Origin of the sequence: Pseudomonas sp. 10S4 (assembly GCF_034344865.1) — a bacterium.
Classification (GTDB): Bacteria; Pseudomonadota; Gammaproteobacteria; order Pseudomonadales; family Pseudomonadaceae; genus Aquipseudomonas.
In genome coordinates this window covers 45,016-71,943 of the sequence record NZ_CP133774.1, presented here as the reverse complement: position 1 = coordinate 71,943, position 26,928 = coordinate 45,016, and the positions used below count along the sequence as shown (strand labels likewise).

Below are 26,928 nucleotides of genomic sequence, written 5' to 3'. Positions count from 1 at the left end.
TGCGCCTTTGCGACGGTATATGTCGCATTGCCGTAAACCCGGCTGAAACCGGGGTTTGCGCTATAAGAAGTTGTCGCTTGGCGGCAAGGCCGGGCTGAAAACTGTCCTTACAATCCCCTCATCGCTCGCCAGTTTCAGGCGAGTGTTCCTCATCAGGAGACTCCGATGTCCGTTGAGCACGCTGCGGTACAACGCGCCGATTTCGACCAGGTAATGGTTCCCAACTACGCGCCTGCCGCATTCATCCCTGTGCGTGGTGCCGGTTCCCGCGTTTGGGACCAGTCTGGCCGCGAGCTGATCGACTTCGCCGGCGGGATTGCCGTTAACGTATTGGGCCATGCGCACCCGGCGCTGGTCAGTGCATTGACCGAACAGGCGAACAAGCTGTGGCACGTGTCCAACGTGTTCACCAATGAGCCGGCCCTGCGCCTGGCGCATAAGCTGATCGACGCCACTTTTGCCGAGCCGCGTCTACTTCTGCAACTCGGGCGCCGAGGCCAACGAGGCGGCCTTCAAGCTCGGCCCGTCGCGTCGCGTTCGATCGTTTCGGCAGCGAGAAGTACGAAATCATCGCCGCGCTGAACAGCTTCCACGGCCGCACCCTGTTCACCGTGAACGTGGGTGGCCAGTCGAAGTACTCCGACGGCTTCGGTCCTAAAATCACCGGCATCACCCACGTTCCTTACAACGATCTGGCGGCTCTTAAAGCTGCCGTTTCCGATAAGACTTGCCTCGTGGTCGAACCGATCCAGGGCGAGGGCGGCGTACTGCCGGCCGAGCTGGCTTACCTGCAAGGCGCCCGCGAGCTGTGCACCGAGCACAACGCGCTGCTGGTGTTCGACGAAGTGCAAACCGGTATGGGCCGCAGCGGCAAGCTGTTCGCCTACCAGCATTACGGCGTGACCCCGGACATCCTGACCAGCGCCAAGAGCCTGGGCGGTGGTTTCCCGATCGCGGCGATGCTGACCACCGAAGCGTTGGCCAAGCACCTGGTCGTCGGCACCCACGGCACCACTTACGGCGGCAACCCGCTGGCGTGCGCTGTCGCAGAAGCCGTGATCGACGTGATCAACACCCCTGAAGTGCTGAGCGGCGTCAACGCCAAGCACGACAAGTTCAAGGCTCGCCTGGAGCAGATCGGCGAGAAATACGGCCTGTTCACTCAAGTGCGAGGCCTGGGCCTGTTGATCGGTTGTGTGCTGAGCGATGCCTGGAAAGGCAAGGCCGAGGACATCTTCAACGCCGCCGAGCGTGAAGGCCTGATGATTCTGCAAGCCGGCCCGGACGTGATTCGTTTCGCGCCAAGCCTGGTGGTTGAAGACGCGGACATCGATGCAGGGCTGGACCGTTTCGAACGCGCTGCGGCGAAACTGACTCAAGCCTGATAGACCCTTCGACGCCTGACTGTTCGGGCGTCGAACCCAATTTTTATGCCGGGCCAGATTCAATGTGGGACTGGGCTTGTTGTGGCGAGGGGCTTGCCCCCGTTCGGTTGCGAAGCAATCGTAAATCGGTCACCTCTTTCTGACTGAAAGATCGTGGTAACTGGTTTTAAGGGCGCTTCGCACCCCAACGGGGCAAGCCCCTCGCCACACAAGCCCGGTCCCACATTAGTCCGAGTGTTTGCAATGACTGCCCGGTTATTTTTCCTAAAAGAGTTTTCGAGAAAGGAGTGACACCATGCTGGTGATGCGCCCCGCGCAAATGGCTGATCTGGGCGAGGTACAGCGTCTGGCTGCGGACAGCCCGATTGGTGTCACTTCCTTGCCGGATGACGTTGAACGCCTGAGCGACAAGATCGCGGCAAGCGAAGCCTCGTTTTCCGCTGAAGTCAGCTTCAACGGTGAAGAGAGCTATTTCTTTGTCCTCGAAGACATCGCCACCGGCAAACTGGTGGGCTGCTCGGCCATCGTTGCGTCGGCCGGTTATTCCGAGCCGTTCTACAGTTTCCGTAATGAAACCTTCGTGCATGCCTCCCGCGAGCTGAAGATTCATAACAAGATCCACGTGCTCTCCCAGTGCCACGACCTGACCGGCAACAGCTTGCTGACCAGCTTCTACGTGCAACGAGAACTGGTGGGCTCGCCTTGGGCCGAACTCAATTCCCGTGGTCGTCTGCTGTTCGTCGCCAGCCACCCGGAACGCTTCGCCGATTCGGTCGTGACCGAGATCGTCGGTTACAGCGACGAGAATGGCGATTCGCCGTTCTGGGATGCCATCGGTCGCAACTTCTTCGACCTCAACTACGCCGCTGCCGAGCGTCTGTGCGGTCTGAAGAGCCGGACTTTCCTGGCCGAACTGATGCCGCATTACCCGATCTACGTGCCGCTGCTGCCGGACTCCGCTCAAGAAGCGATGGGCCAGGTACACCCGCGTGCGCAAATCACCTTCGACATACTGATGCGCGAAGGCTTCGAGACTGATCATTACATCGACATTTTCGACGGCGGCCCGACCCTGCACGCCCGCGTTTCGGGGATTCGTTCGATCGCCCAGAGCCGTGTGGTCCCGGTGAAAATCGGTGAGCCGGTCAAAGGCGCCGGTCGTCAGTACCTGGTAGCCAACGCCCAGTTGCAGGATTACCGCGCCGTATTGCTCGAGCTCGATTACGCGCCGGGCAAACCCGTGACCCTGGATCTTGAAGCGGCCGAGGCCTTGGGCGTCGGTGAAGGTGCCAGCGTGCGCCTGGTAGCGGTTTAACGCCTGCCGTTGTGTCTAGAAAGAATGCCTGAAAAGCAGCGAGTTTCACGGGTGGCGCAAGCGGCCCGTTTGAGGAGATAGCATGATCGTTCGTCCCGTACGCAGCAGCGATTTACCCGCTCTGATCGACCTGGCCCGCAGCACAGGCACCGGCCTGACCACCTTGCCGGCTAACGAAGAACGTCTGGCCCACCGGGTCGGCTGGGCCGAGAAGACCTTCCGCGGCGAAGCCGGGCGGGGCGATGCGGACTACCTGTTCGTGCTCGAAGACGACAACGGCCGCGTGGTGGGCATTTCCGCCATCGCCGGTGCCGTCGGCATGCGTGAGCCTTGGTACAACTTCCGGGTTGGCCTGACTGTCAGTGCATCGCAAGAGCTGAACATCTATCGCGAAATTCCAACGCTATTCCTGGCCAACGACCTGACTGGTAACTCCGAGTTGTGCTCGCTGTTCCTGCACGCCGATTACCGTACAGGCCTCAATGGCCGCATGTTGGCCAAGGCGCGGATGGTGTTCATCGCTGAATTCCCGCAACTGTTTGGCAACAAGATCATTGCCGAAATGCGCGGTGTGTCCGATGAAGCCGGGCGTTCGCCGTTCTGGGAAAGCCTGGGCCGACACTTCTTCAAAATGGAATTCAGCCAGGCGGATTACCTCACGGGTGTTGGCAACAAGGCGTTCATCGCCGAGCTGATGCCGAAGTTTCCGCTGTACACCTGCTTCCTGTCGCCAGACGCGCGCAACGTGATCGGTCAGGTTCACCCTGATACCGAACCGGCCCTGGCCATGCTCAAAAGCGAAGGTTTCAGCTATCAGGGCTACGTCGACATTTTCGACGCAGGCCCGGCAGTGGAGTGCGAAACCAGCAAGATCCGAGCGGTACGCGACAGCCAGGCGCTGGTGCTGGCCATCGGCACGCCGGGTGACGATGCCACGCCATTCCTGATTCACAACCGCAAGCGCGAAGACTGCCGGATCACTGCCGCGCCAGCACGCTTCGCCGCCGGTACTTTGGTGGTCGATCCGCAGACCGCCAAACGCCTTCAACTCAACGCCGGTGATCAAGTGCGCGCCGTTCCGTTGTCCGCTGCTCGGGAGTCGAAATAATGAATTCGCTATACATCGCAGGTGAATGGCTGGCTGGCCAGGGTGAAGCTTTTCAATCGCTGAACCCAGTGACCCAACAAGTACTGTGGACCGGCGAAGGCGCGACCACTGCTCAGGTTGAATCGGCCGTGCAAGCCGCGCGTCAGGCGTTCCCGGGCTGGGCCCGTCGGACCCTGGACGAGCGCATCGCAGTGCTGGAAGCCTTTGCCGCCGCCCTAAAGAACCACGCTGACGAACTCGCTCGCTGCATCGGTGAAGAAACCGGCAAACCCCTGTGGGAAGCGGCGACTGAAGTCACCAGCATGGTCAACAAGATTGCGATCTCGGTACAGAGCTACCGCGAACGTACCGGCGAGAAGAGCGGCCCGTTGGGCGACGCCACCGCGGTATTGCGCCACAAGCCACACGGCGTGGTGGCGGTGTTTGGTCCTTACAATTTCCCGGGTCACTTGCCAAACGGTCACATCGTACCGGCGCTGCTGGCCGGTAACAGCGTGCTGTTCAAGCCAAGCGAACTGACCCCGAAAGTCGCTGAACTGACGGTCAAGTGCTGGATCGAAGCCGGCCTGCCGGCAGGTGTGTTGAACCTGCTGCAAGGTGCTCGCGAAACGGGTATCGCACTGGCGGCGAACTCGGGCATCGACGGTTTGTTCTTCACCGGTTCCAGCCGTACCGGCAATCACTTGCACCAACAATTCGCCGGTCGTCCGGACAAGATCCTCGCGCTGGAAATGGGCGGTAACAACCCGCTGGTGGTCGACGAGGTCGCTGATCTTGATGCCGCCGTTTACACCATCATCCAGTCGGCGTTCATTTCTGCCGGTCAGCGTTGCACCTGTGCTCGCCGCTTGCTGGTGCCGCAAGGCGCCTGGGGTGACACCTTGCTGGCGCGTCTGGTCGCGGTCAGCTCGACGATTGAAGTCGGTGCATTTGATCAAACGCCTGCGCCGTTCATGGGCTCGGTGATTTCCCTCGGCGCGGCGAAAGCGTTGATGGATGCACAGGAACATTTGCTGGCGAATGGTGCCGTCGCGCTGCTGGAAATGACTCAACCGCAGGCTCAGGCAGCCTTGCTGACGCCAGGTATTCTTGATGTCAGCGAAGTGGCTGATCGTCCTGACGAAGAGCTGTTCGGCCCGTTGCTGCAAGTGATCCGCTACGCTGATTTTGAAGCGGCGATCGCTGAAGCCAACGACACGGACTATGGTCTGGCCGCCGGTTTGCTGTCGGATTCCGAAGCACGTTATCAGCAGTTCTGGCTGGAAAGCCGCGCCGGTATCGTCAACTGGAACAAGCAACTGACCGGTGCTGCGAGCAGCGCGCCATTTGGCGGCGTCGGTGCTTCGGGTAACCATCGCGCCAGCGCTTATTACGCGGCAGATTACTGTGCGTACCCGGTGGCTTCGCTGGAAACCCCGAGCCTGGTCATGCCTGCCTCGCTGACGCCTGGCGTGCGGATGTCGTAACGCCCATTCGCGAGCAGGCTCGCTCCCACATGGATTACGCAAAACTTGTGGGAGAGAGCCTGCTCGCGATGGCCGCGACACGTTGTACTGAATTGTTACTTGATGCCTATAAAAACAGATTCTCGTGGAGCCTCGCTGATGAAATCCTATGAAGTCAATTTTGACGGTCTAGTGGGGCCGACCCATAACTACGGCGGCCTGTCCTACGGCAACGTCGCGTCCCAAAGCAACAGCCAGCAGTCTTCGAATCCGAAGGAAGCGGCGTTGCAAGGACTGGCGAAAATGAAAGCCCTGATGGAAATGGGCTTTCAACAAGGCGTACTGGCACCGCAAGAGCGTCCGGACGTTGCTGCATTGCGCCGTTTGGGTTTCAGCGGCACCGACGCTCAGGTGATCGAACAGGCCGCTAAAGATGCAATGCCGCTGTTGGTCGCCAGTTGCTCAGCCTCGAGCATGTGGGTAGCCAACGCCGCCACCGTCAGCCCAAGTGCTGACACCGCCGATGGCCGTGTGCATTTCACCGCTGCCAACCTGAACTGCAAATATCACCGTAGCATCGAACACCCGACCACCAGCCGCGTGCTGGGCGCGATGTTCGCTGACCAGAAGCACTTTGCTCACCACGCCGCATTGCCGGCCGTGGCGCAGTTCGGCGACGAAGGCGCGGCCAACCACACCCGTTTCTGCCGTGAATATGGCGAAGCCGGCGTCGAGTTCTTCGTGTTCGGTCGCAGCGCATTCGATACCCGTTACCCGGCACCGCAGAAATACCCGGCGCGACAGACCCTCGAAGCTTCCCAGGCTGTGGCTCGTTTGCACGGTTTGAGCGATGACGGCGTGGTCTACGCGCAACAGAATCCTTCGGTGATCGATCAGGGCGTGTTCCATAACGACGTGATCGCAGTGGGTAATGGCGAGGTCTTGTTCTATCACGAGGACGCGTTCCTCGACACCGAACAGATGCTGGCCGAGCTTTCCGGAAAACTCGCCAAGGTCGGTGGGAAATTTCAGTCTGTCTGCGTACCGCGTTCCGCGGTAACCGTCGAAGATGCAGTTCGGTCCTACTTGTTCAATAGCCAACTGCTGTCGCGTCCTGACGGCTCCATGCTGTTGATCGTGCCGGAAGAGTGCCGTGGCAACGAGCGTGTCTGGCAGTACCTGCAAGGTTTGACCAGCTCTGGCGGGCTGATCCGCGAAGTGAAAGTTTTCGATCTGAAGCAGAGCATGCAGAACGGCGGTGGCCCGGCTTGCCTGCGACTTCGCGTCGCCCTCAACGAAACCGAACTGGCGGCCGTCAATCCAGGGGTTATCATGACGGCACCGTTGTACGGCACATTGACCGAGTGGGTCGACAAGCACTACCGCGACCGCATGACCGAAAACGATCTGGCGGACCCGCAATTGCTGCTTGAGTGCCGGACGGCACTGGATGAACTGACGCAAATCCTTAAACTGGGCGCGGTTTATCCATTCCAGATCAATTGAACGTCGGCGCGCGCTCTACCTGAGCGTGCGCTGCTTCATCTCAAACGAGAGCGTAAAAAACATGAGCGATACCCTGCAGCTGATCCTTGAAGACACCGACGGCACGCAACTGGAAACCTCCTGCACCCGCGTCGCGGTCATGTGGCAAGGCAAAGAGCTGTGGATCCAGCAAGACGGCCGCGGCCAACTGCTGATCGGCGTCGACGTCGAAGAAGGCGATGCTGAATACGCCAACCTGCTGCTGCGCCCATTGGCGACTAATCTGGTAAGTCTGCAACTGGAAATGGAACCGGCCGAAGTCGGTGACGAAGACCACGTGCACGGCCCGGATTGCGCACACGACCACTAAGGAAATCGCTCTATGCTCGCCCTCGGCAAACTGCTTGAACTGACCCTCGCCGGCCGCGAACCGGCGGAGAAGACTCAACTGACTGTCGAAGGCGTGCGGATGCGCTGGTTGAGCGAAGGTGCGCTGGAAGTCCGGCCACCTGAAGCGCGGGACAATGGCCTGGACCTGCTGCTGTCAGCCGGTATCCATGGCAACGAAACAGCGCCGATCGAGTTGCTTGATCGCCTGTTGCATGACATCGCCCGCGGCGATCTTAAACCGCGCGCACGTATTCTGTTCCTGTTCGGTAACCCCGAGGCGATCCGTCGCGGCGAGCGTTTCATCGAGCAGGACGTCAACCGGCTATTCAACGGCCGTCATGAGCAAAGCAGCGGTTCCGAAGCCCTGCGCGCTTGTGAACTGGAGCGACTGGCGGCGAGTTTCTTCAGCCTGCCGGATCGCGACCGTCTGCACTACGACCTGCACACCGCGATTCGTGGCTCGAAAATTGAGCAGTTCGCGCTGTATCCGTGGAAGGAAGGTCGCCAGCATTCGCGACTGGAACTGGCTCGCCTGCGCGCCGCCGGCATGGAAGCGGTGTTGCTGCAGAACAAGCCGTCCATCGTGTTCAGTTCCTACACCTACGACAAGCTCGGGGCCGAGGCTTTTACCCTCGAATTGGGCAAGGCCCGACCGTTCGGGCAGAACGCCGGGGTTAATGTCGATCTGCTCGAGACCCGCCTCAAACAGATCATCGAAGGCAACGAGCCAGCCCTGGCCGAAGCGTCGCTGGACGGTTTGCAGCTATTCAGCGTGGCGCGGGAAATCATCAAGCACAGCGACAGCTTCCGCTTGAATCTGCCAGCGGACATCGAGAACTTTTCGGAATTGGAAGTGGGTTACGTGCTGGCCGAAGACATCGCCCAGACCCGCTGGATCATCGAAGAGAAGGGCGCCCGGATCATCTTCCCGAACCCCAAGGTAAAGAACGGCCTGCGCGCCGGCATCCTGATCGTGCCGACCAGCGACGAGAACCTCGGCTGACCTCGATCTCAAACCCGACACAAAACCAATGTGGGAGCGGGCTTGCTCGCGAAAGCGGACTGACAGTCAACATAGGTGTTGAATGTTAAACCGCTTTCGCGAGCAAGCTCGCTCCCACATTTGGTTTGGGTGAGGCCGAAGGCCCCACCCGCATACACAGTTTTTGTGTTTAGACCGCTACCGCACGCGGTTCACTACGACGCAATGCACGCGTCTTGTGCAGCGTGTCCGCGCAAGTCTTCGCTGCTTCCTGGCCTTTATGCACGAAATGCTCGAAGAAGAACTTCTGATGTTCTTCGCCAGCATGGAAGTGGTGCGGGGTCAGGACCACCGAGAATACCGGCACTTCAGTTTCCAGCTGAACCTGCATCAGGCCGCTGATCACCGACTGGGCGACGAATTCGTGACGGTAGATCCCGCCGTCCACCACCAGGCCTGCGGCAACGATACCGGCATAACGGCCAGTTTTGGCCAGCAGCTTGGCGTGCAGCGGAATTTCAAAGGCGCCGCCGAGTTCGAAGAAGTCGATGTCCGATTCCTGATAGCCCTGGGCAATCATCTCGGCCAGGAAGCCCTTACGGCTCTGGTCGACGATTTCTTTGTGCCAGCAGGCCTGGATGAACGCAACGCGCTCGCCCTGATGGTTTTTGCTTTTGCTATCGATTGCGGTGGGTTGCATGTTCTGGTTCCTGTTTGTGTGAAAAACAGGGCTTATGAATCGAATGGGATTTAAGGGTACGCGCGCTCGCACGAATGCCGGCGGACGGCCCTTTGGCGCCAATCCCGTTCTCTCTTCATCCGGACTATGACCGTCGGCCCCGGGATCACACCGGGTCTGCTGACCTTGCCGCCAGTCACCGCCCAAGGCGTGCTGTCACCAAGCGCTCGCGGGCTATGCGCATTGCGCGCAATTACCGCCGGTGGGGAGTTGCACCCCGCCCTGAGAACGTTTTGCCGCCAGAATGTTTGGCGGCGAAGCGTTTTTAACACATATTTTGTGCATGCGCATCGCTGCTTTCTGATGATTGATATCGATTTTTTCGAAGGGGTAAAGCGTCTTTTCCTCGCCCAAGGGTTGATTATTCGTCGGCATGACCGCAGTAATTCCTCTTGGAAAGCGAATTCCCCTGATTACCGAGGCCAGATTTATGAGCGTTATCGATCTTCGCAGCGACACCGTCACTCAACCGTCCAAAGGAATGCTCGACGCGATGGCCACAGCGGCCACCGGTGACGACGTTTACGGTGAAGATCCGACGGTCAATCGTCTGGAAGCCGAACTGGCCACGCGACTGGGTTTTGCTGCAGCGCTATTCGTTCCGACGGGAACCATGAGTAACTTGCTAGGGTTGATGGCCCACTGCGAGCGCGGCGAGGAATACATCGTCGGTCAGCAGGCTCACACTTATAAGTACGAAGGTGGCGGTGCCGCGGTGCTCGGCTCAATCCAGCCACAGCCGCTGGAAGTGCAGGCCGATGGGTCCCTGGACCTGGCCCAGGTTGCCGCAGCGATCAAGCCTGACGACTTCCACTTCGCCCGCACACGCTTGCTGGCCCTGGAAAACACCATGCAGGGCAAAGTCCTGCCACTGGAGTATCTGGCCCGGGCGCGCAGTTTCACCCGTGAACACGGTTTGGCCCTGCACCTGGATGGCGCGCGGCTTTACAACGCGGCGGTCAAGCTGGGGGTTGATGCCCGGGAGATCACTCAGCATTTCGATTCGGTGTCGGTCTGCTTGTCCAAGGGGCTGGGCGCTCCGATCGGTTCGGTGTTGTGCGGCTCGGTCGAGTTGATCGGCAAGGCGCGACGCCTGCGCAAAATGGTCGGTGGTGGCATGCGTCAGGCCGGGATTCTGGCGGCGGCAGGGTTGTATGCGCTGGATCACAATATCCAGCGCTTGGCCGACGACCATGACAATGCGCAATTTCTTGCCGACGGCCTGCGTAAAGCCGGTTACGACATCGAACCGGTGGAGACCAACATGGTTTACGTGCAGATAGGCGACAAGGCCGAGGCGATCAAGGCGTTCGCGGCTGAGCGTGGTATCAAGCTGAGCGCCGCCGGCCGTCTGCGAATGGTCACGCACATGGACGTCAGCCGCGCACAAATCGAGCAGGTCATCGCGACATTCGTCGAGTTTTCGCGCAACTGACAGCGTTAGCCGTCCAATTGACCGTTTCTATCGTATAAACACGCTGTACCCCGCGCGCAGGGCCGATATAATGCGGCCCTTTGCCGTCGCTTCGTCTGTTGACGTTTCGCACAGGCCTTTGGCCGCAGCCTCCGTGGAAGAACCTAATGAAAAGCGCAGAAATCCGTGAAGCCTTCCTTCGCTTCTTCGAAGAGCAAGGCCACACCCGTGTAGCCTCCAGCTCTTTGATTCCGGGCAACGACCCAACCCTGCTGTTCACTAACGCGGGGATGAACCAGTTCAAGGACTGCTTCCTGGGCCAGGAAAAACGTGCGTACACCCGTGCGACCAGCAGCCAGAAGTGCGTGCGTGCCGGTGGCAAGAACAGTGACCTGGAAAACGTCGGTTATACCGCTCGTCACCACACGTTCTTTGAAATGCTGGGTAACTTCAGCTTCGGTGACTATTTCAAGCACGATGCGATTACCTACGCCTGGACCTTCCTGACCGGTGTCCTGAAACTGCCCAAGGAAAAACTCTGGGTAACGGTCTATGCCTCGGATGACGAGGCTTACGACATCTGGACCAAACAAATCGGTGTTCCGGTCGAGCGCATGATTCGCATCGGCGACAACAAAGGTGCGCCGTACGCGTCCGACAACTTCTGGACCATGGGCGATACCGGCCCGTGCGGCCCTTGCACCGAGATTTTCTACGATCACGGCGATCACATCTGGGGTGGCCCACCGGGTTCGCCGGAAGAAGATGGCGACCGTTACATCGAGATCTGGAACAACGTGTTCATGCAGTTCAACCGCACCGCCGATGGCGTGTTGCATCCGTTGCCAGCGCCATCGGTAGATACCGGCATGGGCCTGGAGCGGATCAGTGCGGTGATGCAGCACGTTCATTCGAACTATGAAATCGACCTGTTCAAGAACCTGCTGAGCGCGTCGGCCGAGGCTATCGGTTGCAGCAACGACGATCAGTCTTCACTCAAAGTCGTCTCCGACCACATTCGTTCGTGCGGTTTCCTGATTGCCGACGGCGTGCTGCCGTCCAACGAAGGCCGTGGCTACGTGCTGCGCCGGATTATTCGTCGTGCGTGCCGTCACGGTAACAAGCTGGGTGCGACCGGCAGCTTCTTCTACAAGATCGTCGCGGCGCTGGTTGCCGAGATGGGCGAAGCGTTCCCGGAGCTCAAGCAGCAACAGGGCAATATCGAGCGCGTACTCAAGGCCGAAGAAGAGCAGTTCTCCAAGACTTTGGAGCACGGCCTGAAGATTCTCGAGCAGGATCTGTTGGAACTCAAAGGCACCGTGGTGCCGGGCGATGTGGTGTTCAAGCTGTATGACACCTACGGTTTCCCGATGGACCTGACCGCTGACATCGCTCGCGAACGTAACCTGACGGTTGACGAAGTCGGTTTCGAGCGCGAAATGGAAGCTCAGCGTGTTCGTGCTCGCTCGGCCAGCTCGTTCGGTCTGGACTACAACACCTTGGTCAAGGTTGACGTAGCGACCGAGTTCACCGGCTACAAGGCCACCAGCGGTTCGGCCAAAATTGTCGCCATCTATAAAGAAGGCCGCTCGGTCGACGTCTTAAGTGAAGGCGAAGAAGGCGTGGTTGTTCTCAATCAAACGCCTTTCTACGCTGAGTCCGGCGGTCAGATCGGCGACTGCGGTTATCTGCAAGTCGGCAGCAGCCGTTTCGATGTGCGCGACACCACCAAGACCGGCGGTGCGTTCCTGCATCACGGTGTGCTGGCTTCGGGCAGTCTGACGATCGGCGCGCCGGTAGAAACTCATGTCGATGCCGACGTGCGTCACGCGACTTCGCTGAACCACTCGGCGACGCACTTGCTGCACGCTGCATTGCGTCAGGTGCTGGGCGAACACGTTCAGCAGAAAGGCTCGCTGGTCGACAGTCAGCGCTTGCGCTTTGACTTCAGCCACTTCGAAGCCATCAAGCCTGAGCAGTTGAAGGCGCTGGAAGACATCGTCAACGCCGAGATTCGCAAGAACTCCGCGGTTGAAACTGAAGAAACCGATATTGAAACCGCCAAGAAGAAAGGCGCCATGGCGCTGTTTGGTGAGAAGTATGGCGACAACGTGCGCGTGCTGAGCATGGGCGGTGATTTCTCCGTCGAGCTGTGCGGTGGCATTCACGCTAACCGTACCGGCGACATCGGCCTGCTGAAAATCATCAGCGAAGGCGGTGTGGCCTCCGGTGTGCGTCGTATTGAGGCGGTCACGGGAGCTGCGGCACTGGCCTACTTGAACGCTGCTGAAGAACAACTCAAGGAAGCGGCCAACCTGGTCAAGGGCAGCCGCGACAACCTGATCGACAAGCTGTCGGCTGTGCTGGAGCGCAACCGTCTGCTGGAGAAGCAACTCGAGCAGTTGCAAGCCAAGGCCGCCAGTGCGGCGGGCGACGATCTGTCGTCTTCCGCGCTGGATGTCAAAGGTGTGAAAGTGCTGGCCGTGCGTCTGGACGGTCAGGACGGCAAGGCGCTGCTGGCGCTGGTCGATCAACTGAAAAACAAACTCGGCCGCGCAGTGATCCTGCTCGGCAGTGTCCATGAGGATAAGGTCGTTCTGGTTGCAGGCGTAACCAAGGACCTGACTGGCCAACTCAAAGCCGGTGATTTGATGAAGCAAGCCGCTGCGGCAGTGGGCGGGAAGGGCGGTGGTCGTCCAGACATGGCGCAGGGCGGTGGTGTAGACGCCGGCGCACTGGATGCCGCATTGGCCCTGACCGTTCCATTTGTAGAGCAGGGTTTATAAGGCGGTTTGCCGGCGCCGCGGTCTAGTGGCGGTGTCGGCAACTGTTTGAGTGATTATTGGGCGCCCTTCATGGGCAGAGGCGGCTTTGAAATGGCTTTGATCGTACAGAAATTTGGAGGCACCTCAGTCGGTACTGTCGAGAGAATCGAGCAGGTCGCCGACAAGGTTAAGAAATTCCGCGATGCCGGCGATGACCTGGTGGTTGTGCTGTCTGCAATGAGCGGCGAGACCAACCGTCTGATCGATCTGGCCAAGCAAATCAGTGGCGACAGTCAGCCGGTTCCGCGTGAGCTGGATGTGATCGTCTCCACCGGTGAGCAGGTGACGATTGCCCTGTTGGCCATGGCGCTGATCAAACGCGGCGTGCCAGCGGTGTCCTACACCGGCAATCAGGTACGGATTCTGACGGACAGCGCGCACAATAAAGCGCGTATCTTGCAGATTGACGATCAGAAGATTCGCGGTGACCTGAAGGCTGGTCGCGTGGTGGTTGTCGCCGGTTTCCAGGGCGTTGACGAGCACGGCAACATCACCACCCTCGGTCGTGGCGGTTCCGACACCACCGGCGTGGCGCTGGCAGCGGCCTTGAAGGCTGACGAATGCCAGATCTACACCGATGTGGACGGCGTCTACACCACCGACCCACGTGTGGTGTCCGTGGCCCAGCGCCTGGACAAGATTACCTTTGAAGAGATGCTGGAAATGGCCAGCCTCGGTTCCAAGGTGTTGCAGATCCGTGCGGTGGAATTCGCCGGCAAGTACAACGTTCCGCTGCGCGTACTGCACAGCTTCAAGGAGGGTCCGGGCACCCTCATTACTATTGATGAAGAGGAAACCATGGAACAGCCGATCATTTCCGGCATCGCTTTCAACCGCGATGAAGCCAAGCTGACCATCCGTGGCGTGCCAGACACCCCGGGTGTGGCGTTCAAGATTCTTGGGCCTATCAGTGCTGCGAACATTGAAGTCGACATGATCGTGCAGAACGTTGCGCACGATAACACCACCGACTTCACCTTCACCGTGCACCGCAATGACTTCCAGGCCGCACAAACCGTGCTGGAAAACACCGCTCGCGAGATCGGTGCCCGTGAAGTCGTTGGTGACATCAAGATCGCCAAGGTCTCGATCGTCGGCGTCGGCATGCGTTCTCACGCAGGCGTAGCCAGCCGCATGTTCGAATCCCTGGCCAAGGAAAGCATCAACATCCAGATGATCTCGACCTCGGAAATCAAAGTTTCCGTCGTGATTGAAGAGAAGTACCTGGAACTGGCTGTGCGCGCTCTGCACACGGCTTTCGAACTGGATGCGCCTGCCCGTCAGGGTGAGTGATGCGGTTCCCGAAGGGCGCGGTCTGACCGCGCCCTTCGTCTTTTTTGAATAGCGCGACCCGAGAACTGTTCTTTTGCTCGCGCTGGTCAATACTCAGGCATGTAGGGCTGCGATCGTTCCGGTTGTAGGTCGAGTGCCTTTTTTTGCAGACTGTTGTCCCTGAACTGAAATGCGTGAGGAGAAAGGTATGCTGATTCTGACTCGTCGGTGCGCAGAAAGCCTGATTATTGGTGATGGCGAAATCACTGTGACCGTGCTCGGCGTCAAAGGAAATCAAGTGCGTATTGGTGTCAACGCCCCGAAAGAGGTGGCTGTGCATCGTGAGGAAATTTACCTGCGTATCAAGAAAGAGAAGGACGAAGAACCAAGCCATTAATTTTTATCGTTTTTTATGTTTGCAAACGGGGAAAAGGTTGGTTAAGATACGCCCCGTGTTGCGGAGAGCTGGCCGAGTGGCCGAAGGCGCTCCCCTGCTAAGGGAGTACACCTCAAAAGGGTGTCGGGGGTTCGAATCCCCCGTTCTCCGCCATTATTTGCGTAGTACGTTGTAATCTGGCTTCTTCGGTAAGTTGTTGAAATTACTAGAAAAAGTGTTTGACATAGAGATTAGACGGCCTATAATGCGCGGCAACAAATGCACTCGTAGCTCAGCTGGATAGAGTACTCGGCTACGAACCGAGCGGTCACAGGTTCGAATCCTGTCGAGTGCACCATTTAAGAGTTGTTTGCAGTAATGCGAGCGACTTTGCTTCAGCCAGTTGTGGTCTGGTTTAAAAACACAAAATGCACTCGTAGCTCAGCTGGATAGAGTACTCGGCTACGAACCGAGCGGTCACAGGTTCGAATCCTGTCGAGTGCACCAAACACCAAAAAGCCTGCGTCTAACGCGGGCTTTTTGCTGTCTGGGATTTGGCTTTTCCTTTGACGCATCCTTTCTCATCAAACTCGACGTGTGCGCTGCGACCTCGCTTGAGGTCATAGCGATAACTAGTGGCCGAATTCCGAATGCTGATCTTGTCCGGTTTGCCGAGAGCGCTTTCAACGTCCTGCTGGGTCATGCCGGCAACGACCCGCTGATTGATGATTGCTTCGCGACGTTGTTTGGCGTCGATCAGGTTTCCACATTTGTCCTCTGATTGGCCGACAACGGTCAGTTCCCTCCTTTTTGCATTCATACCTGATTTTTCCTGGGTGTCGGCTTCAGGCATGACCGCCACTGTGGTTCCCGGCATGAACGGGCGCACGGTCTGAAGTGAAAGGCTCTCCTCGGCCTTGCAACTCATCGTTGTGAAGGTGATGCGCCCGTCGGGTGCTTCGCATCGGTGGATGGTCGCTGAAAGCGCCCAAGGTGGCAGGCAGAGTAGGGTGGTCAACAAAAGAAGGTGTGTGTTCGATGGCATTCGGCGTCCTCCATGACGTTCCGCCTGAAGGGTAGTCGCTACATTTTTTGGCGGTGGTGTGTTTTCTTTTCAGGATAAGTCGTCGCAGTTTCATCGGTAAGGGCAGCGCTCAGGTTTGTCTTGCAAGCGCTTGTTTCAACCACGATTTTTTAGCGTTTTAAACCGTCAGGCGGTGTATCATTGCGCCCGTCAGCCCCGCCGGGGCTTGTGGAAAACCTCCATGGACTTACCCAGTAGTTACTCAGTACCCCGTTTTTCCAATCATGAATTGACTGATTGATCCTTCCGGCGTACCCCGCTGCTGGGAGTGGAGTTCGCCTATGTCCGAAGTTGAAGTAAAGAAAACGCAGGAAAGCTTGCAAGACCGCCTCGCTCAAGTTGTTGAGCTGCTGCAGCGTCAGCGAGTGGTCGAAGACCTGACTCATCGCCAGGAAGGTCCGCATCACGATCGGGTCGAGAACCTGGTTCACCGGCAAAACCTCGTCGAGCTGCAACGCAAGCTCGATGATCTGCACTCCGCTGACGTTGCCTACATCCTTGAAGCTCTGCCGCTGGGCGATCGTCTGACGCTCTGGCAATTGGTCAAGGCTGATCGTGACGGCGATATTCTGCTCGAAGTATCCGACTCGGTCCGTGAAACCCTGATCGCCGACATGGACGATCACGAGCTCCTGGCTGCAGCCAAGGACATGGATGCCGACGAACTTGCTGACCTGGCCTCCGAGCTGCCGCGAGACGTCGTCCATGAGCTGATGGAAACCCTTGATGGCCAGCAGCGTGAGCGCGTTCGCTCCGCGTTGTCCTATGACGAGGAGCAGGTCGGTGCGCTGATGGACTTCGAGATGGTGACCATCCGTGAGGATGTCAGTCTTGAAGTGGTTCTGCGTTACCTGCGTCGCCTTAAAGAATTGCCGGGGCATACCGATAAGTTGTTTGTCGTCGACTACGACGGCGTGCTCAAGGGTGTCCTGCCGATCAAGCGGTTGCTGGTTAACGATCCGGATAAACAGGTTTCCGAAGTCATGGCTAGCGATCCGGTGAGTTTTCACCCGGACGAAGACGCTTACGATGCCGCTCAGGCGTTCGAGCGTTATGACTTGATCTCCGCGCCTGTTGTCGACAAGAACGGCAAGCTTATTGGTCGTCTGACCATCGATGAAATGGTCGACCTGATTCGTGAAGAGAGCGAAAACGAAGTTCTCAACATGGCAGGTCTGCGTGAAGAAGAAGATATTTTCGCGTCAGTCTGGAAATCCCTGCGTAACCGTTGGGCCTGGCTGGCGGTGAACCTGATCACTGCGTTTATAGCGTCCCGGGTAATCGGTCTGTTTGAAGGCTCCATCGAGAAGCTGGTAGCGCTCGCGGCATTGATGCCTATCGTGGCGGGTATTGGTGGTAACTCGGGTAACCAGACGATCACAATGATCGTTCGAGCCATGGCCCTGGACCAGGTCAGTACCGGCAACACGTCGCGCTTGATGCGCAAAGAGCTTGCGGTGGGTTTGATCAATGGCTTGGTGTGGGGTGGTGTAATTGGTGTCGTCGCCTATCTGCTCTATGGCAGTTGGTCCCTTGGTGTAGTGATGACCGCCGCCATGACGCTCAACTTGTTGCTGGCGGCGCTGATGGGGGTATTAATACCCATGACTCTCGCGCGTCTGGGGCGCGACCCGGCAATGGGCGCCAGTGTGATGATCACGGCCATGACCGACAGCGGCGGGTTCTTCATCTTCCTGGGGTTGGCGACAATCTTCCTGCTCTGAATAGCTTCTTCAAGGCCCGCCAAATTGGCGGGCTTTTTTTGCTCCGAATTTCGGGCAAAAAAAGCCAGCGATTATGCTGGCCTGAGTTTTCTAGAGTGAGTCAGGACGCGTCTGCGGCCATTTCGGCGTCATGGGCGATCAGCGAAACAAGTGCGTTTTGCTGGCGGTGGGAGAGTTGGCGGAAGCGTTGCAGTAGTTCGCGTTCGTGCAGTGACAGCTCTGGGCTGTCCAGGCGCATGCTCAGCTCTTCGCCCAGTGCGCCTTCCTGAATAAGACTCTGCTCAAGGCGCGCAATGATTTCGGAGTTCATGCTGCGATGATGATTGCGAGCCACCTCGGCAATGCGTTCACGCATTCCGTCTGGCAGACGTACGACGAACTTGTCAGCCGTACGGCTGGAATAAATTGCCTGTTTCAATGGGCGCATATATTTAACCGGTTAGTTCAGGGGAGCGGTTCTCGGGATTGGCCGCAGGATGTCTGTTAGGACAAGCACTCTGGCCAAATGTTCAACCTGAATTGATAGAGGCTCGCATCATGCCTCAAAGTAGCCAGATCATTGGCGTCAATTCTGTGACAAATATTGAACTGGATAAAGGCGTTATGCCAGCACCAATTATCAGAAATGCGGACTGGTTTGAAAAGTTTGCCCAGGTCCACATCTCTGACCGCGTCCTCTTGCTCCCGCGGGTAATGTCCGAAGACGCCTGAGGGTGCATGCTATGCGGATTCGATCACGATCCTTACCTTGTATAGGATAGTGGCAAATGGCCGATTTACTAGAGGCGAGCCTGTCGTGCGGGATGATTTCAGGATGGATGGCAGATTGATTTATCTGATGGGGCCTTCCGGGTCGGGTAAAGACACGCTCATCGATGCCGCTAGAGAGCCATTGCGGGCGCTCGGTTGTGAGGTGGTCCGGCGCGTCATTACTCGATCGGCCGAATCTAAAGGGGAGGAGGCGGTAGGCGTTTCCTTGGCGGAATTCGAGCGGTACCGGCGCGAGGGCGACTTCGCACTCTTCTGGCATGCAAATGGGCTGGATTACGGCATTCCCATCGAAATAGACCAATGGCTTAGTACGGGTTGCCATGTGCTAATGAATGGCTCTCGGGGGCATTTGCTCGCTGCGCTGGAGCGTTATCCCACGCTGCTGCCGGTATTGCTGACGGTCAAGGATGACGTGTTACGCGAGCGTTTGTTGCGGCGGGGTCGTGAAAGTCTGGTAGATATTGAGGCCAGGCTTCGACGCAATGGACTATTTGTGGCTGACGGTTCGATCGGTGATGTGCTGATCCATCGGCTGGATAACTCTGGTGATTTGGCTGTCACGGTCAAGGGGCTTTTGAGTCTGCTGAAGCTCAGCGCAAAACCGGATCAAATTTGATTCGACGCCCGATGATCAGCGCCAGTACGAACAACACACCAAATACGCCGCAGGCGATTAAGGGCAGAGTGACAGCTTTATCTTGGGGGCTTGAGGCATTTGCCTACACTTAAAAAGCCAAAGGACGACATGACAAAAGCAGGCTTGCCCGTTAACATGCTCGCCGTCCATCGCACCGCGGTTCTCGCGGGCGACTTGTGTCTCAGTAGCTCAATTGGATAGAGCATCCCCCTCCTAAGGGGAAGGCTGGCAGTTCGAACCTGCCCTGGGACACCACTTAATTTCACGCTCAGTCGTTTTCTTCCTGAACTGGCTAGCGATTTCCAAAAGACCATTTCTTGTTAGGTGTTCATTTGCCTCTTTGGCGGCGGCTGTCTGTCAGTGCGTGAGCGCTGAGTTCTGCATTCAGGGCGCTTTGAGGGTTCCTTCTATATAGAAGGCGTTGTTTTGCTCTCCTATATAGAAGGAGTCGTGCGGTTTTCCAGCTTTCAGCAAGTTATTGATAGAAAAGCTAAATCAGGGCTTGACGGCAGATTCTGGAAGTCTATAATTCGCCCCACTTCCGGCGCAGTCGAAACGGAAAACTCCTTGGTAAACAAAGAGTTATGCAGTTTTCGGCAGCGAGTTGCTTCAGGTCATCGAAGCCCAGAAGGAGTTGGTAGAGCGGTGTTGTGTGGCTCTATTAACGGTTCGATCTTCTCGGTCGAAAGTGGCGGAAAAGAGGTGTTGACAGCAGCGAGTAACGCTGTAGAATTCGCCTCCCGCTAACGAGAGATCGGAAGCGCAAGTGGTTGAAGTTGCAAAGGAAACTTTGAAAACTTCTGAAAATAACCGCTTGACAGTGACAGAGGCTGCTGTAGAATGCGCGCCTCGGTTGAGATGAAAGATCTTAACCAACCGCTCTTTAACAACTGAATCAAGCAATTCGTGTGGGTGCTTGTGGAGTCAGACTGATAGTCAACAAGATTATCAGCATCACAAGTTACTCCGCGAGAAATCAAAGATGTAACCAACGATTGCTGAGCCAAGTTTAGGGTTTCTTAAAAACCCAAAGATGTTTGAACTGAAGAGTTTGATCATGGCTCAGATTGAACGCTGGCGGCAGGCCTAACACATGCAAGTCGAGCGGCAGCACGGGTACTTGTACCTGGTGGCGAGCGGCGGACGGGTGAGTAATGCCTAGGAATCTGCCTGGTAGTGGGGGATAACGCTCGGAAACGGACGCTAATACCGCATACGTCCTACGGGAGAAAGCAGGGGACCTTCGGGCCTTGCGCTATCAGATGAGCCTAGGTCGGATTAGCTAGTTGGTGAGGTAATGGCTCACCAAGGCGACGATCGGGTAGCCGGCCTGAGAGGGTGACCGGCCACACTGGGACTGAGACACGGCCCAGACTCCTACGGGAGGCAGCAGTGGGGAATATTGCACAATGGGCGAAAGCCTGATGCAGCAACGCCGCGTGAGGGACGACGGCCTTCGGGTTGTAAACCTCTTTTAGTAGGGAAGAAGCGAAAGTGACGGTACCTGCAGAAAAAGCACCGGCTAACTACGTGCCAGCAGCCGCGGTAATACGTAGGGTGCAAGCGTTGTCCGGAATTATTGGGCGTAAAGAGCTCGTAGGCGGTTTGTCGCGTCTGCTGTGAAAACCCGAGGCTCAACCTCGGGCCTGCAGTGGGTACGGGCAGACTAGAGTGCGGTAGGGGAGATTGGAATTCCTGGTGTAGCGGTGGAATGCGCAGATATCAGGAGGAACACCAATGGCGAAGGCAGATCTCTGGGCCGTAACTGACGCTGAGGAGCGAAAGCATGGGGAGCGAACAGGATTAGATACCCTGGTAGTCCATGCCGTAAACGTTGGGAACTAGATGTGGGGACCATTCCACGGTCTCCGTGTCGCAGCTAACGCATTAAGTTCCCCGCCTGGGGAGTACGGCCGCAAGGCTAAAACTCAAAGGAATTGACGGGGGCCCGCACAAGCGGCGGAGCATGCGGATTAATTCGATGCAACGCGAAGAACCTTACCAAGGCTTGACATCCAATGAACTTTCTAGAGATAGATTGGTGCCTTCGGGAACATTGAGACAGGTGGTGCATGGTTGTCGTCAGCTCGTGTCGTGAGATGTTGGGTTAAGTCCCGCAACGAGCGCAACCCTCTTCCTATGTTGCCAGCACGTAATGGTGGGAACTCATGGGATACTGCCGGTGTCAACTCGGAGGAAGGTGGGGATGACGTCAAATCATCATGCCCCTTATGTCTTGGGCTTCACGCATGCTACAATGGCCGGTACAAAGGGCTGCAATACCGCAAGGTGGAGCTAATCCCAAAAAGCCGGTCTCAGTTCGGATTGAGGTCTGCAACTCGACCTCATGAAGTCGGAGTCGCTAGTAATCGCAGATCAGCAACGCTGCGGTGAATACGTTCCCGGGCCTTGTACACACCGCCCGTCACAGTCATGAAAGTCGGTAACACCCGAAGCCGGTGGCCTAACCCTCTCGGGAAGGAGCTGTTACGAAGGTGGGATTCGGTGATTAGGACTGAAGTCGTAACAAGGTAGCCGTACCGGAAGGTGCGGCTGGATCACCTCCTTAATCGACGACATCAGCTGCTCCATAAGTTCCCACACGAATTGCTTGATTCATTGAAGAAGACGATAAAGAAGCAGCCCGAAATTGGGTCTGTAGCTCAGTTGGTTAGAGCGCACCCCTGATAAGGGTGAGGTCGGCAGTTCGAATCTGCCCAGACCCACCAATTTTGCTTGTGTGGGACACCTGTAGAAATATGGGGCCATAGCTCAGCTGGGAGAGCGCCTGCCTTGCACGCAGGAGGTCAACGGTTCGATCCCGTTTGGCTCCACCACTACTGCTTCTGTTTGTTGAAAGCTTAGAAATGAGCATTCCATCCTGGTGATGGTGAATGTTGATTTCTAGTCTTTGATTAGATCGTTCTTTAAAAATTTGGGTATGTGATAGAAAGATAGACTGGACGTTACTTTCACTGGTAACGGATCAGGCTAAGGTAAAATTTGTGAGTAATTGCGAATTTTCGGCGAATGTCGTCTTCACAGTATAACCAGATTGCTTGGGGTTATATGGTCAAGTGAAGAAGCGCATACGGTGGATGCCTTGGCAGTCAGAGGCGATGAAAGACGTGGTAGCCTGCGAAAAGCTTCGGGGAGTCGGCAAACAGACTTTGATCCGGAGATGTCTGAATGGGGGAACCCACCTAACATAAGTTAGGTATCTTAAGCTGAATACATAGGCTTAAGAAGCGAACCAGGGGAACTGAAACATCTAAGTACCCTGAGGAAAAGAAATCAACCGAGATTCCGTTAGTAGTGGCGAGCGAACGGGGACTAGCCCTTAAGTGGCTTTGAGATTAGCGGAACGCTCTGGAAAGTACGGCCATAGTGGGTGATAGCCCTGTACGCGAAAATCTCTTAGTCATGAAATCGAGTAGGACGGAGCACGAGAAACTTTGTCTGAATATGGGGGGACCATCCTCCAAGGCTAAATACTACTGACTGACCGATAGTGAACTAGTACCGTGAGGGAAAGGCGAAAAGAACCCCGGAGAGGGGAGTGAAATAGATCCTGAAACCGTATGCGTACAAGCAGTGGGAGCCCACTTTGTTGGGTGACTGCGTACCTTTTGTATAATGGGTCAGCGACTTATTTTCAGTGGCGAGCTTAACCCGAATAGGGTAGTGCGTAGCGAAAGCGAGTCTTAATAGGGCGTCTAGTCGCTGGGAATAGACCCGAAACCGGGCGATCTATCCATGGGCAGGTTGAAGGTTGGGTAACACTAACTGGAGGACCGAACCGACTACCGTTGAAAAGTTAGCGGATGACCTGTGGATCGGAGTGAAAGGCTAATCAAGCTCGGAGATAGCTGGTTCTCCTCGAAAGCTATTTAGGTAGCGCCTCATGTATCACTGTAGGGGGTAGAGCACTGTTTCGGCTAGGGGGTCATCCCGACTTACCAAACCGATGCAAACTCCGAATACCTACAAGTGCCGAGCATGGGAGACACACGGCGGGTGCTAACGTCCGTCGTGAAAAGGGAAACAACCCAGACCACCAACTAAGGTCCCAAAGCGCGTGCTAAGTGGGAAAGGATGTGGAGTTGCACAGACAACCAGGAGGTTGGCTTAGAAGCAGCCACCCTTGAAAGAAAGCGTAATAGCTCACTAGTCGAGTCGGCCTGCGCGGAAGATGTAACGGGGCTCAAACCATACACCGAAGCTACGGGTATCACTTAGGTGATGCGGTAGAGGAGCGTTCTGTAAGCCTGTGAAGGTGAGTTGAGAAGCTTGCTGGAGGTATCAGAAGTGCGAATGCTGACATGAGTAACGACAATGGGTGTGAAAAACACCCACGCCGAAAGACCAAGGTTTCCTGCGCAACGTTAATCGACGCAGGGTTAGTCGGTCCCTAAGGCGAGGCTGAAAAGCGTAGTCGATGGAAAACAGGTTAATATTCCTGTACTTCTGGTTATTGCGATGGAGGGACGGAGAAGGCTAGGCCAGCTTGGCGTTGGTTGTCCAAGTTTAAGGTGGTAGGCTGGAATCTTAGGTAAATCCGGGATTCTAAGGCCGAGAGCTGATGACGAGTGTTCTTTTAGAACACGAAGTGGTTGATGCCATGCTTCCAAGAAAAGCTTCTAAGCTTCAGGTAACCAGGAACCGTACCCCAAACCGACACAGGTGGTTGGGTAGAGAATACCAAGGCGCTTGAGAGAACTCGTGGTTAAGGAACTCGGCAAAATGCCCCCGTAACTTCGGGAGAAGGGGCGCCGGAGGCGTGAAGCGATTTACTGCGTAAGCCCATGCCGGTCGAAGATACCAGGCCGCTGCGACTGTTTATTAAAAACACAGCACTCTGCAAACACGAAAGTGGACGTATAGGGTGTGACGCCTGCCCGGTGCCGGAAGGTTAATTGATGGGGTTAGCTAACGCGAAGCTCTTGATCGAAGCCCCGGTAAACGGCGGCCGTAACTATAACGGTCCTAAGGTAGCGAAATTCCTTGTCGGGTAAGTTCCGACCTGCACGAATGGCGTAACGACTTCCCAGCTGTCTCAACCGCGAACTCGGAGAAATTGCATTACGAGTAAAGATGCTCGTTACGCGCAGCATGACGGAAAGACCCCGTGACCTTTACTACAGCTTGGTATTGGTGTTCGGTGTGGCTTGTGTAGGATAGGTGGGAGACTGTGAAGATTGGACGCTAGTTCAGGTGGAGTCAACGTTGAAATACCACTCCTGGCAACTTTGAGGTTCTAACTCAGGTCCGTTATCCGGATCGAGGACAGTGTATGGTGGGTAGTTTGACTGGGGCGGTTGCCTCCTAAAAAGTAACGGAGGCGCCCAAAGGTTCCCTCAACCTGGTTGGCAATCAGGTGTCGAGTGTAAGTGCACAAGGGAGCTTGACTGTGAGACTGACAAGTCGAGCAGGGACGAAAGTCGGGACTAGTGATCCGGCAGTGGCTTGTGGAAGCGCTGTCGCTCAACGGATAAAAGGTACCTCGGGGATAACAGGCTGATCTTGCCCAAGAGTCCATATCGACGGCATGGTTTGGCACCTCGATGTCGGCTCGTCGCATCCTGGGGCTGGAGTAGGTCCCAAGGGTTGGGCTGTTCGCCCATTAAAGCGGTACGCGAGCTGGGTTTAGAACGTCGTGAGACAGTTCGGTCCCTATCTGCCGTGGACGTTTGAGATTTGAGAGGGGCTGCTCCTAGTACGAGAGGACCGGAGTGGACGAACCTCTGGTGTTCCGGTTGTCACGCCAGTGGCATTGCCGGGTAGCTATGTTCGGAACGGATAACCGCTGAAAGCATCTAAGCGGGAAACTAGCCTCAAGATGAGATCTCACTGGGACCTTGAGTCCCCTGAAGGGCCGTCGAAGACTACGACGTTGATAGGTTGGGTGTGTAAGCGCTGTGAGGCGTTGAGCTAACCAATACTAATTGCCCGTGAGGCTTGACCATATAACACCCAAGCAATTTGCTTGCTTCGAGCTGAAAAGCGAAAGAGCACCAGATTGCGGTGTGTGAAGACGAAACGAACCGAAAGTTCGAAGCACTCACAAAACACCGAGATCTATCACATACCCATTCGCTGGAGCGTACTCCGTAAGGAGAACGACCTGGCTATCGAATTTCTTGACGACCATAGAGCATTGGAACCACCTGATCCCATCCCGAACTCAGCAGTGAAACGATGCATCGCCGATGGTAGTGTGGGGTTTCCCCATGTGAGAGTAGGTCATCGTCAAGATTAAATTCCGAAACCCCTATCTGCGTATGCAGGTAGGGGTTTTGTTTTGCCCGCAGGAAAGTGTCCGAAAACACATAAATAAAAAAGCCCCATCAGAATCTACTGATGGGGCTTTTTAGTATCCCTCAATCGACACCCCCGTCAGCCGCCATTGCCTTCTTCAAACTTGCCAACCGAAGTGGTTACATCGGTCATGCGGCGTCGCCCATTGACCTCATAACTACGTCCGTCACCCTCCAAGTCTGGCTTTCGGAGGGCGAGTTCTGCGAACAGTCCATCTTTGGCGCTATAACTTCCAAACCAATCCGCCAACCTCCCGATATAGCACTGCTCCCCAATCACAACAGGCATATCACCCACAATTTCGATGGTGTAGTGCCCAGGGCCATAACTGTAATAATCACCATCGCCCGGTCCTGCTGGGGGGATAGGGCAAAGGGGACGACTCTGATCACCTACATCCTTGGCTTCAGTTTTACTGACACCAACCAATGCCTTAGTCAGTGCTGTATGCAGCACCGCGTCCAACGTGACGCTAGTGCCTTTGGCATCATCTTTTTGAGTATTGGGCACAGACAGTTGATAGCGGTAATTGATGCTCACAGTCGGAACCGCGTCAGGAGCCTTAAGAGGATCAAGCAGGTAAACCTGATCAACACCGTAGTAGCTGTTTCGATAAGCGGCATAAACCCGGCCACGAATATTTATCCAATCAACTGACTGGTTCGCACCGCGACCATTAAGGGAAAAAAGCGAGCTTTCAGATTCAGTGTCACCAGCACCTGTCCTTCTGACAAATACGTCTCCAACCCGGTGAAACGTTTCTATGTAAGAAAACAACCCAGTGCCGCCAGAATAGGTGTCGACAACAAGATCCCGCAATCCATCACCGTCCAAGTCCATCAAGGTATAGGAGGTGTTGCCGTTCTCACCCTCGCTCTCAACTTTAGAGCCCGTGAGAGCCTGCCACTCGTCCTGCGTCACGCCTTTGGGAATCGCCTTCGGGAACTGCGGGTCTTCAACAGAGTTTTCATCATCCCTGACATTTGAAAACGTAGTAGTGCCCTTTTTGATCACCAGTGGATCAAGTGCCCGCTCTAACGGAAACTCTGCATCGGTTTTACTGGCTGTCTGAATAGCTTGTTTCAGGTCATCCAGTACCAACCTGTCTATGCCCGCCGGCTGCTGAGCAACCGCTTCATTCGTCTGCTGTTGCAGCGACAGCAGACGTTTCCGATAGCTCTGATCCAGGCAATCAACCTTTTCAGCGCACTGATCGCGCGCCTTTAGCCAAGCGCGCTGAGCGGTTTTCAATTCGGACTTTGAATGAGGAGCCGCATCCATTAACCCTCGGTAAGCCGACCCCATCTGAGTGTCCAGTTCATACAGTCCCGTATCAGCACAGATGGTTTTTTCAGCGGCGCTTGCCGCTTTTGTACAGTCCATTCCAGTCGCCAGTGCCTGCTGGGTAACCAACAGAGCACAAGCGGACAACATCCAGCGTCCTTGGGTGTGCACAGTAATAAGACCTTGAGTTCATAAAGTAAGCGACCTTGGCAATCTGTCGCCGTGCAAGTGTGCATTAAGCTCAGGCAAATGCACGTTTTCACACTCACCGCTTCAAGGGAAGGCCACCACTGGCCGATAACCCGAACGGTCGTTGTTCTCTTTGCTCGCGGCAACCCGAAAGTATCCTTGCGGGTTGATGCGAAAACGCTTGA

At 56.2% G+C, this 26,928-nt stretch carries 16 protein-coding genes, 6 tRNA genes, 3 rRNA genes, 2 pseudogenes and 1 riboswitch; of the genes and pseudogenes, 22 read left to right on the top strand and 5 right to left on the bottom strand.

Going from position 1 to position 26,928, the window contains the following annotated elements; all coding sequences use genetic code 11:
- The first annotated feature begins 165 nt into the window (after positions 1–165).
- The 7 genes and pseudogenes from RHM58_RS00350 to astE all read left to right on the top strand — a co-directional run bounded on the left by RHM58_RS00350 (position 166) and on the right by astE (position 8,131).
- Positions 166–1,385: pseudogene (locus RHM58_RS00350) on the top strand (aspartate aminotransferase family protein).
- A gap of 295 nt (positions 1,386–1,680) precedes the next feature.
- The gene (aruF, locus tag RHM58_RS00345; RefSeq protein ID WP_201205950.1) at positions 1,681–2,700 is read left to right on the top strand and encodes an arginine/ornithine succinyltransferase subunit alpha; all 1,020 of its coding nucleotides are present in this window, start codon (positions 1,681–1,683) and stop codon (positions 2,698–2,700) included.
- Positions 2,701–2,782: 82 nt separating this feature from the next.
- A complete protein-coding gene (gene astA, locus RHM58_RS00340) occupies positions 2,783–3,808 on the top strand; it encodes an arginine N-succinyltransferase (RefSeq protein WP_201205948.1) in 1,026 nt (341 codons plus the stop codon).
- Positions 3,805–5,274, top strand: coding sequence for a succinylglutamate-semialdehyde dehydrogenase (gene astD, locus RHM58_RS00335; protein ID WP_201256362.1), 1,470 nt, complete (start codon positions 3,805–3,807; stop codon positions 5,272–5,274). Before astA ends, astD begins: the two co-directional genes overlap by 4 nt.
- 138 nt (positions 5,275–5,412) lie before the next feature.
- Complete coding sequence (gene astB / locus RHM58_RS00330) at positions 5,413–6,759, top strand: N-succinylarginine dihydrolase (RefSeq protein ID WP_201205945.1); 1,347 nt, start codon at positions 5,413–5,415, stop codon at positions 6,757–6,759.
- 61 nt (positions 6,760–6,820) lie between these two features.
- Positions 6,821–7,108: a hypothetical protein gene (locus RHM58_RS00325; RefSeq protein WP_033056735.1), complete on the top strand. Its 288-nt coding sequence runs from the start codon at positions 6,821–6,823 to the stop codon at positions 7,106–7,108.
- Positions 7,109–7,120: 12 nt separating this feature from the next.
- Positions 7,121–8,131, top strand: a complete 1,011-nt coding sequence (gene astE, locus RHM58_RS00320) for a succinylglutamate desuccinylase (protein ID WP_322269371.1) — start codon at positions 7,121–7,123, stop codon at positions 8,129–8,131.
- Positions 8,132–8,300: 169 nt separating this feature from the next.
- On the opposite strand, the gene RHM58_RS00315 is transcribed toward astE, so the two are convergent.
- Positions 8,301–8,810 carry a 6,7-dimethyl-8-ribityllumazine synthase gene (locus RHM58_RS00315; RefSeq protein ID WP_201205940.1) on the bottom strand — a complete coding sequence of 170 codons (510 nt, stop codon included), beginning with the start codon at positions 8,808–8,810 and terminating at the stop codon, positions 8,301–8,303.
- Positions 8,811–8,912: 102 nt separating this feature from the next.
- A riboswitch (FMN riboswitch) is annotated at positions 8,913–9,083 on the bottom strand.
- A gap of 196 nt (positions 9,084–9,279) precedes the next feature.
- On the opposite strand from RHM58_RS00315, the gene ltaE reads away from it, so the two are divergent.
- The 7 genes from ltaE (at position 9,280) to RHM58_RS00280 (ending at position 15,243) form a co-directional block, all read left to right on the top strand.
- Positions 9,280–10,284 carry a low-specificity L-threonine aldolase gene (gene ltaE, locus RHM58_RS00310; RefSeq protein WP_322269370.1) on the top strand — a complete coding sequence of 335 codons (1,005 nt, stop codon included), beginning with the start codon at positions 9,280–9,282 and terminating at the stop codon, positions 10,282–10,284.
- Positions 10,285–10,430: 146 nt separating this feature from the next.
- Entirely contained in the window at positions 10,431–13,049 is a 2,619-nt protein-coding gene (alaS, locus tag RHM58_RS00305) for an alanine--tRNA ligase (RefSeq protein ID WP_322269369.1), read from the top strand.
- Between the two features lie 90 nt (positions 13,050–13,139).
- Entirely contained in the window at positions 13,140–14,381 is a 1,242-nt protein-coding gene (locus RHM58_RS00300) for an aspartate kinase (RefSeq protein WP_201205934.1), read from the top strand.
- 187 nt (positions 14,382–14,568) lie between these two features.
- On the top strand, positions 14,569–14,757 hold the full coding sequence (gene csrA, locus RHM58_RS00295) for a carbon storage regulator CsrA (protein ID WP_002554426.1): 189 nt from the start codon (positions 14,569–14,571) through the stop codon (positions 14,755–14,757).
- Between the two features lie 62 nt (positions 14,758–14,819).
- Positions 14,820–14,910 (top strand) — tRNA-Ser (locus RHM58_RS00290).
- A gap of 107 nt (positions 14,911–15,017) precedes the next feature.
- A tRNA-Arg gene (locus tag RHM58_RS00285) sits at positions 15,018–15,094 on the top strand.
- A gap of 72 nt (positions 15,095–15,166) precedes the next feature.
- Positions 15,167–15,243, top strand: a tRNA-Arg gene (locus tag RHM58_RS00280).
- A 19-nt stretch (positions 15,244–15,262) separates the two neighbouring features.
- Here RHM58_RS00280 and RHM58_RS00275 read toward each other — a convergent pair.
- Complete coding sequence (locus RHM58_RS00275) at positions 15,263–15,781, bottom strand: cell envelope protein SmpA (protein ID WP_201256354.1); 519 nt, start codon at positions 15,779–15,781, stop codon at positions 15,263–15,265.
- A 320-nt stretch (positions 15,782–16,101) separates the two neighbouring features.
- On the opposite strand from RHM58_RS00275, the gene mgtE reads away from it, so the two are divergent.
- Positions 16,102–17,544 (top strand): magnesium transporter, encoded by a 1,443-nt coding sequence (mgtE, locus tag RHM58_RS00270; protein ID WP_201205930.1) that lies wholly within the window; start codon positions 16,102–16,104, stop codon positions 17,542–17,544.
- 100 nt (positions 17,545–17,644) lie between these two features.
- On the opposite strand, the gene RHM58_RS00265 is transcribed toward mgtE, so the two are convergent.
- A complete protein-coding gene (locus tag RHM58_RS00265; protein ID WP_003178899.1) occupies positions 17,645–17,971 on the bottom strand; it encodes an Arc family DNA-binding protein in 327 nt (108 codons plus the stop codon).
- Between the two features lie 387 nt (positions 17,972–18,358).
- Here RHM58_RS00265 and phnN point away from each other — a divergent pair, with 387 nt between their 5' ends.
- On the top strand, positions 18,359–18,931 hold the full coding sequence (phnN, locus tag RHM58_RS00260) for a phosphonate metabolism protein/1,5-bisphosphokinase (PRPP-forming) PhnN (RefSeq protein WP_201256353.1): 573 nt from the start codon (positions 18,359–18,361) through the stop codon (positions 18,929–18,931).
- Here phnN and RHM58_RS00255 read toward each other — a convergent pair.
- Positions 18,906–19,016, bottom strand: a pseudogene (locus RHM58_RS00255) (PA3371 family protein); the annotation flags it as partial. The gene phnN and the pseudogene RHM58_RS00255 sit on opposite strands and share 26 nt — an antisense overlap.
- Positions 19,017–19,130: 114 nt before the next feature.
- Between RHM58_RS00255 and RHM58_RS00250 the strand changes: the two are divergent.
- The 6 genes from RHM58_RS00250 (at position 19,131) to rrf (ending at position 25,207) form a co-directional block, all read left to right on the top strand.
- Positions 19,131–19,207 (top strand) — tRNA-Arg (locus RHM58_RS00250).
- 784 nt (positions 19,208–19,991) lie between these two features.
- Positions 19,992–21,521: ribosomal RNA gene (locus RHM58_RS00245) — 16S ribosomal RNA — on the top strand.
- Positions 21,522–21,604: 83 nt separating this feature from the next.
- A tRNA-Ile gene (locus tag RHM58_RS00240) sits at positions 21,605–21,681 on the top strand.
- Between the two features lie 32 nt (positions 21,682–21,713).
- A tRNA-Ala gene (locus RHM58_RS00235) sits at positions 21,714–21,789 on the top strand.
- A gap of 234 nt (positions 21,790–22,023) precedes the next feature.
- Positions 22,024–24,918: ribosomal RNA gene (locus RHM58_RS00230) — 23S ribosomal RNA — on the top strand.
- 173 nt (positions 24,919–25,091) lie between these two features.
- Positions 25,092–25,207, top strand: a 5S ribosomal RNA gene (gene rrf / locus RHM58_RS00225).
- The 16S, 23S and 5S rRNA genes sit together here with 2 tRNA genes alongside, the layout of an rRNA operon.
- Before the next feature lie 141 nt (positions 25,208–25,348).
- Here rrf and RHM58_RS00220 read toward each other — a convergent pair.
- Positions 25,349–26,725 carry a lysozyme inhibitor LprI family protein gene (locus RHM58_RS00220; protein WP_322269368.1) on the bottom strand — a complete coding sequence of 459 codons (1,377 nt, stop codon included), beginning with the start codon at positions 26,723–26,725 and terminating at the stop codon, positions 25,349–25,351.
- Positions 26,726–26,928 lie beyond the last annotated feature (203 nt).

Excerpts from the sequence above, each read along its gene's own strand:
- aruF (WP_201205950.1), top strand. The coding sequence starts at position 1,681 with ATGCTGGTGATGCGCCCCGCGCAAATGGCTGATCTGGGCGAGGTACAG.
- astA (WP_201205948.1), top strand. The coding sequence starts at position 2,783 with ATGATCGTTCGTCCCGTACGCAGCAGCGATTTACCCGCTCTGATCGAC.
- astB (WP_201205945.1), top strand. The coding sequence starts at position 5,413 with ATGAAATCCTATGAAGTCAATTTTGACGGTCTAGTGGGGCCGACCCAT.
- RHM58_RS00325 (WP_033056735.1), top strand. The coding sequence starts at position 6,821 with ATGAGCGATACCCTGCAGCTGATCCTTGAAGACACCGACGGCACGCAA.
- astE (WP_322269371.1), top strand. The coding sequence starts at position 7,121 with ATGCTCGCCCTCGGCAAACTGCTTGAACTGACCCTCGCCGGCCGCGAA.
- RHM58_RS00315 (WP_201205940.1), bottom strand. The coding sequence starts at position 8,810 with ATGCAACCCACCGCAATCGATAGCAAAAGCAAAAACCATCAGGGCGAG.
- ltaE (WP_322269370.1), top strand. The coding sequence starts at position 9,280 with ATGAGCGTTATCGATCTTCGCAGCGACACCGTCACTCAACCGTCCAAA.
- alaS (WP_322269369.1), top strand. The coding sequence starts at position 10,431 with ATGAAAAGCGCAGAAATCCGTGAAGCCTTCCTTCGCTTCTTCGAAGAG.
- RHM58_RS00300 (WP_201205934.1), top strand. The coding sequence starts at position 13,140 with ATGGCTTTGATCGTACAGAAATTTGGAGGCACCTCAGTCGGTACTGTC.
- csrA (WP_002554426.1), top strand. The coding sequence starts at position 14,569 with ATGCTGATTCTGACTCGTCGGTGCGCAGAAAGCCTGATTATTGGTGAT.
- RHM58_RS00275 (WP_201256354.1), bottom strand. The coding sequence starts at position 15,781 with ATGCCATCGAACACACACCTTCTTTTGTTGACCACCCTACTCTGCCTG.
- mgtE (WP_201205930.1), top strand. The coding sequence starts at position 16,102 with ATGTCCGAAGTTGAAGTAAAGAAAACGCAGGAAAGCTTGCAAGACCGC.
- RHM58_RS00265 (WP_003178899.1), bottom strand. The coding sequence starts at position 17,971 with ATGCGCCCATTGAAACAGGCAATTTATTCCAGCCGTACGGCTGACAAG.
- phnN (WP_201256353.1), top strand. The coding sequence starts at position 18,359 with ATGGATGGCAGATTGATTTATCTGATGGGGCCTTCCGGGTCGGGTAAA.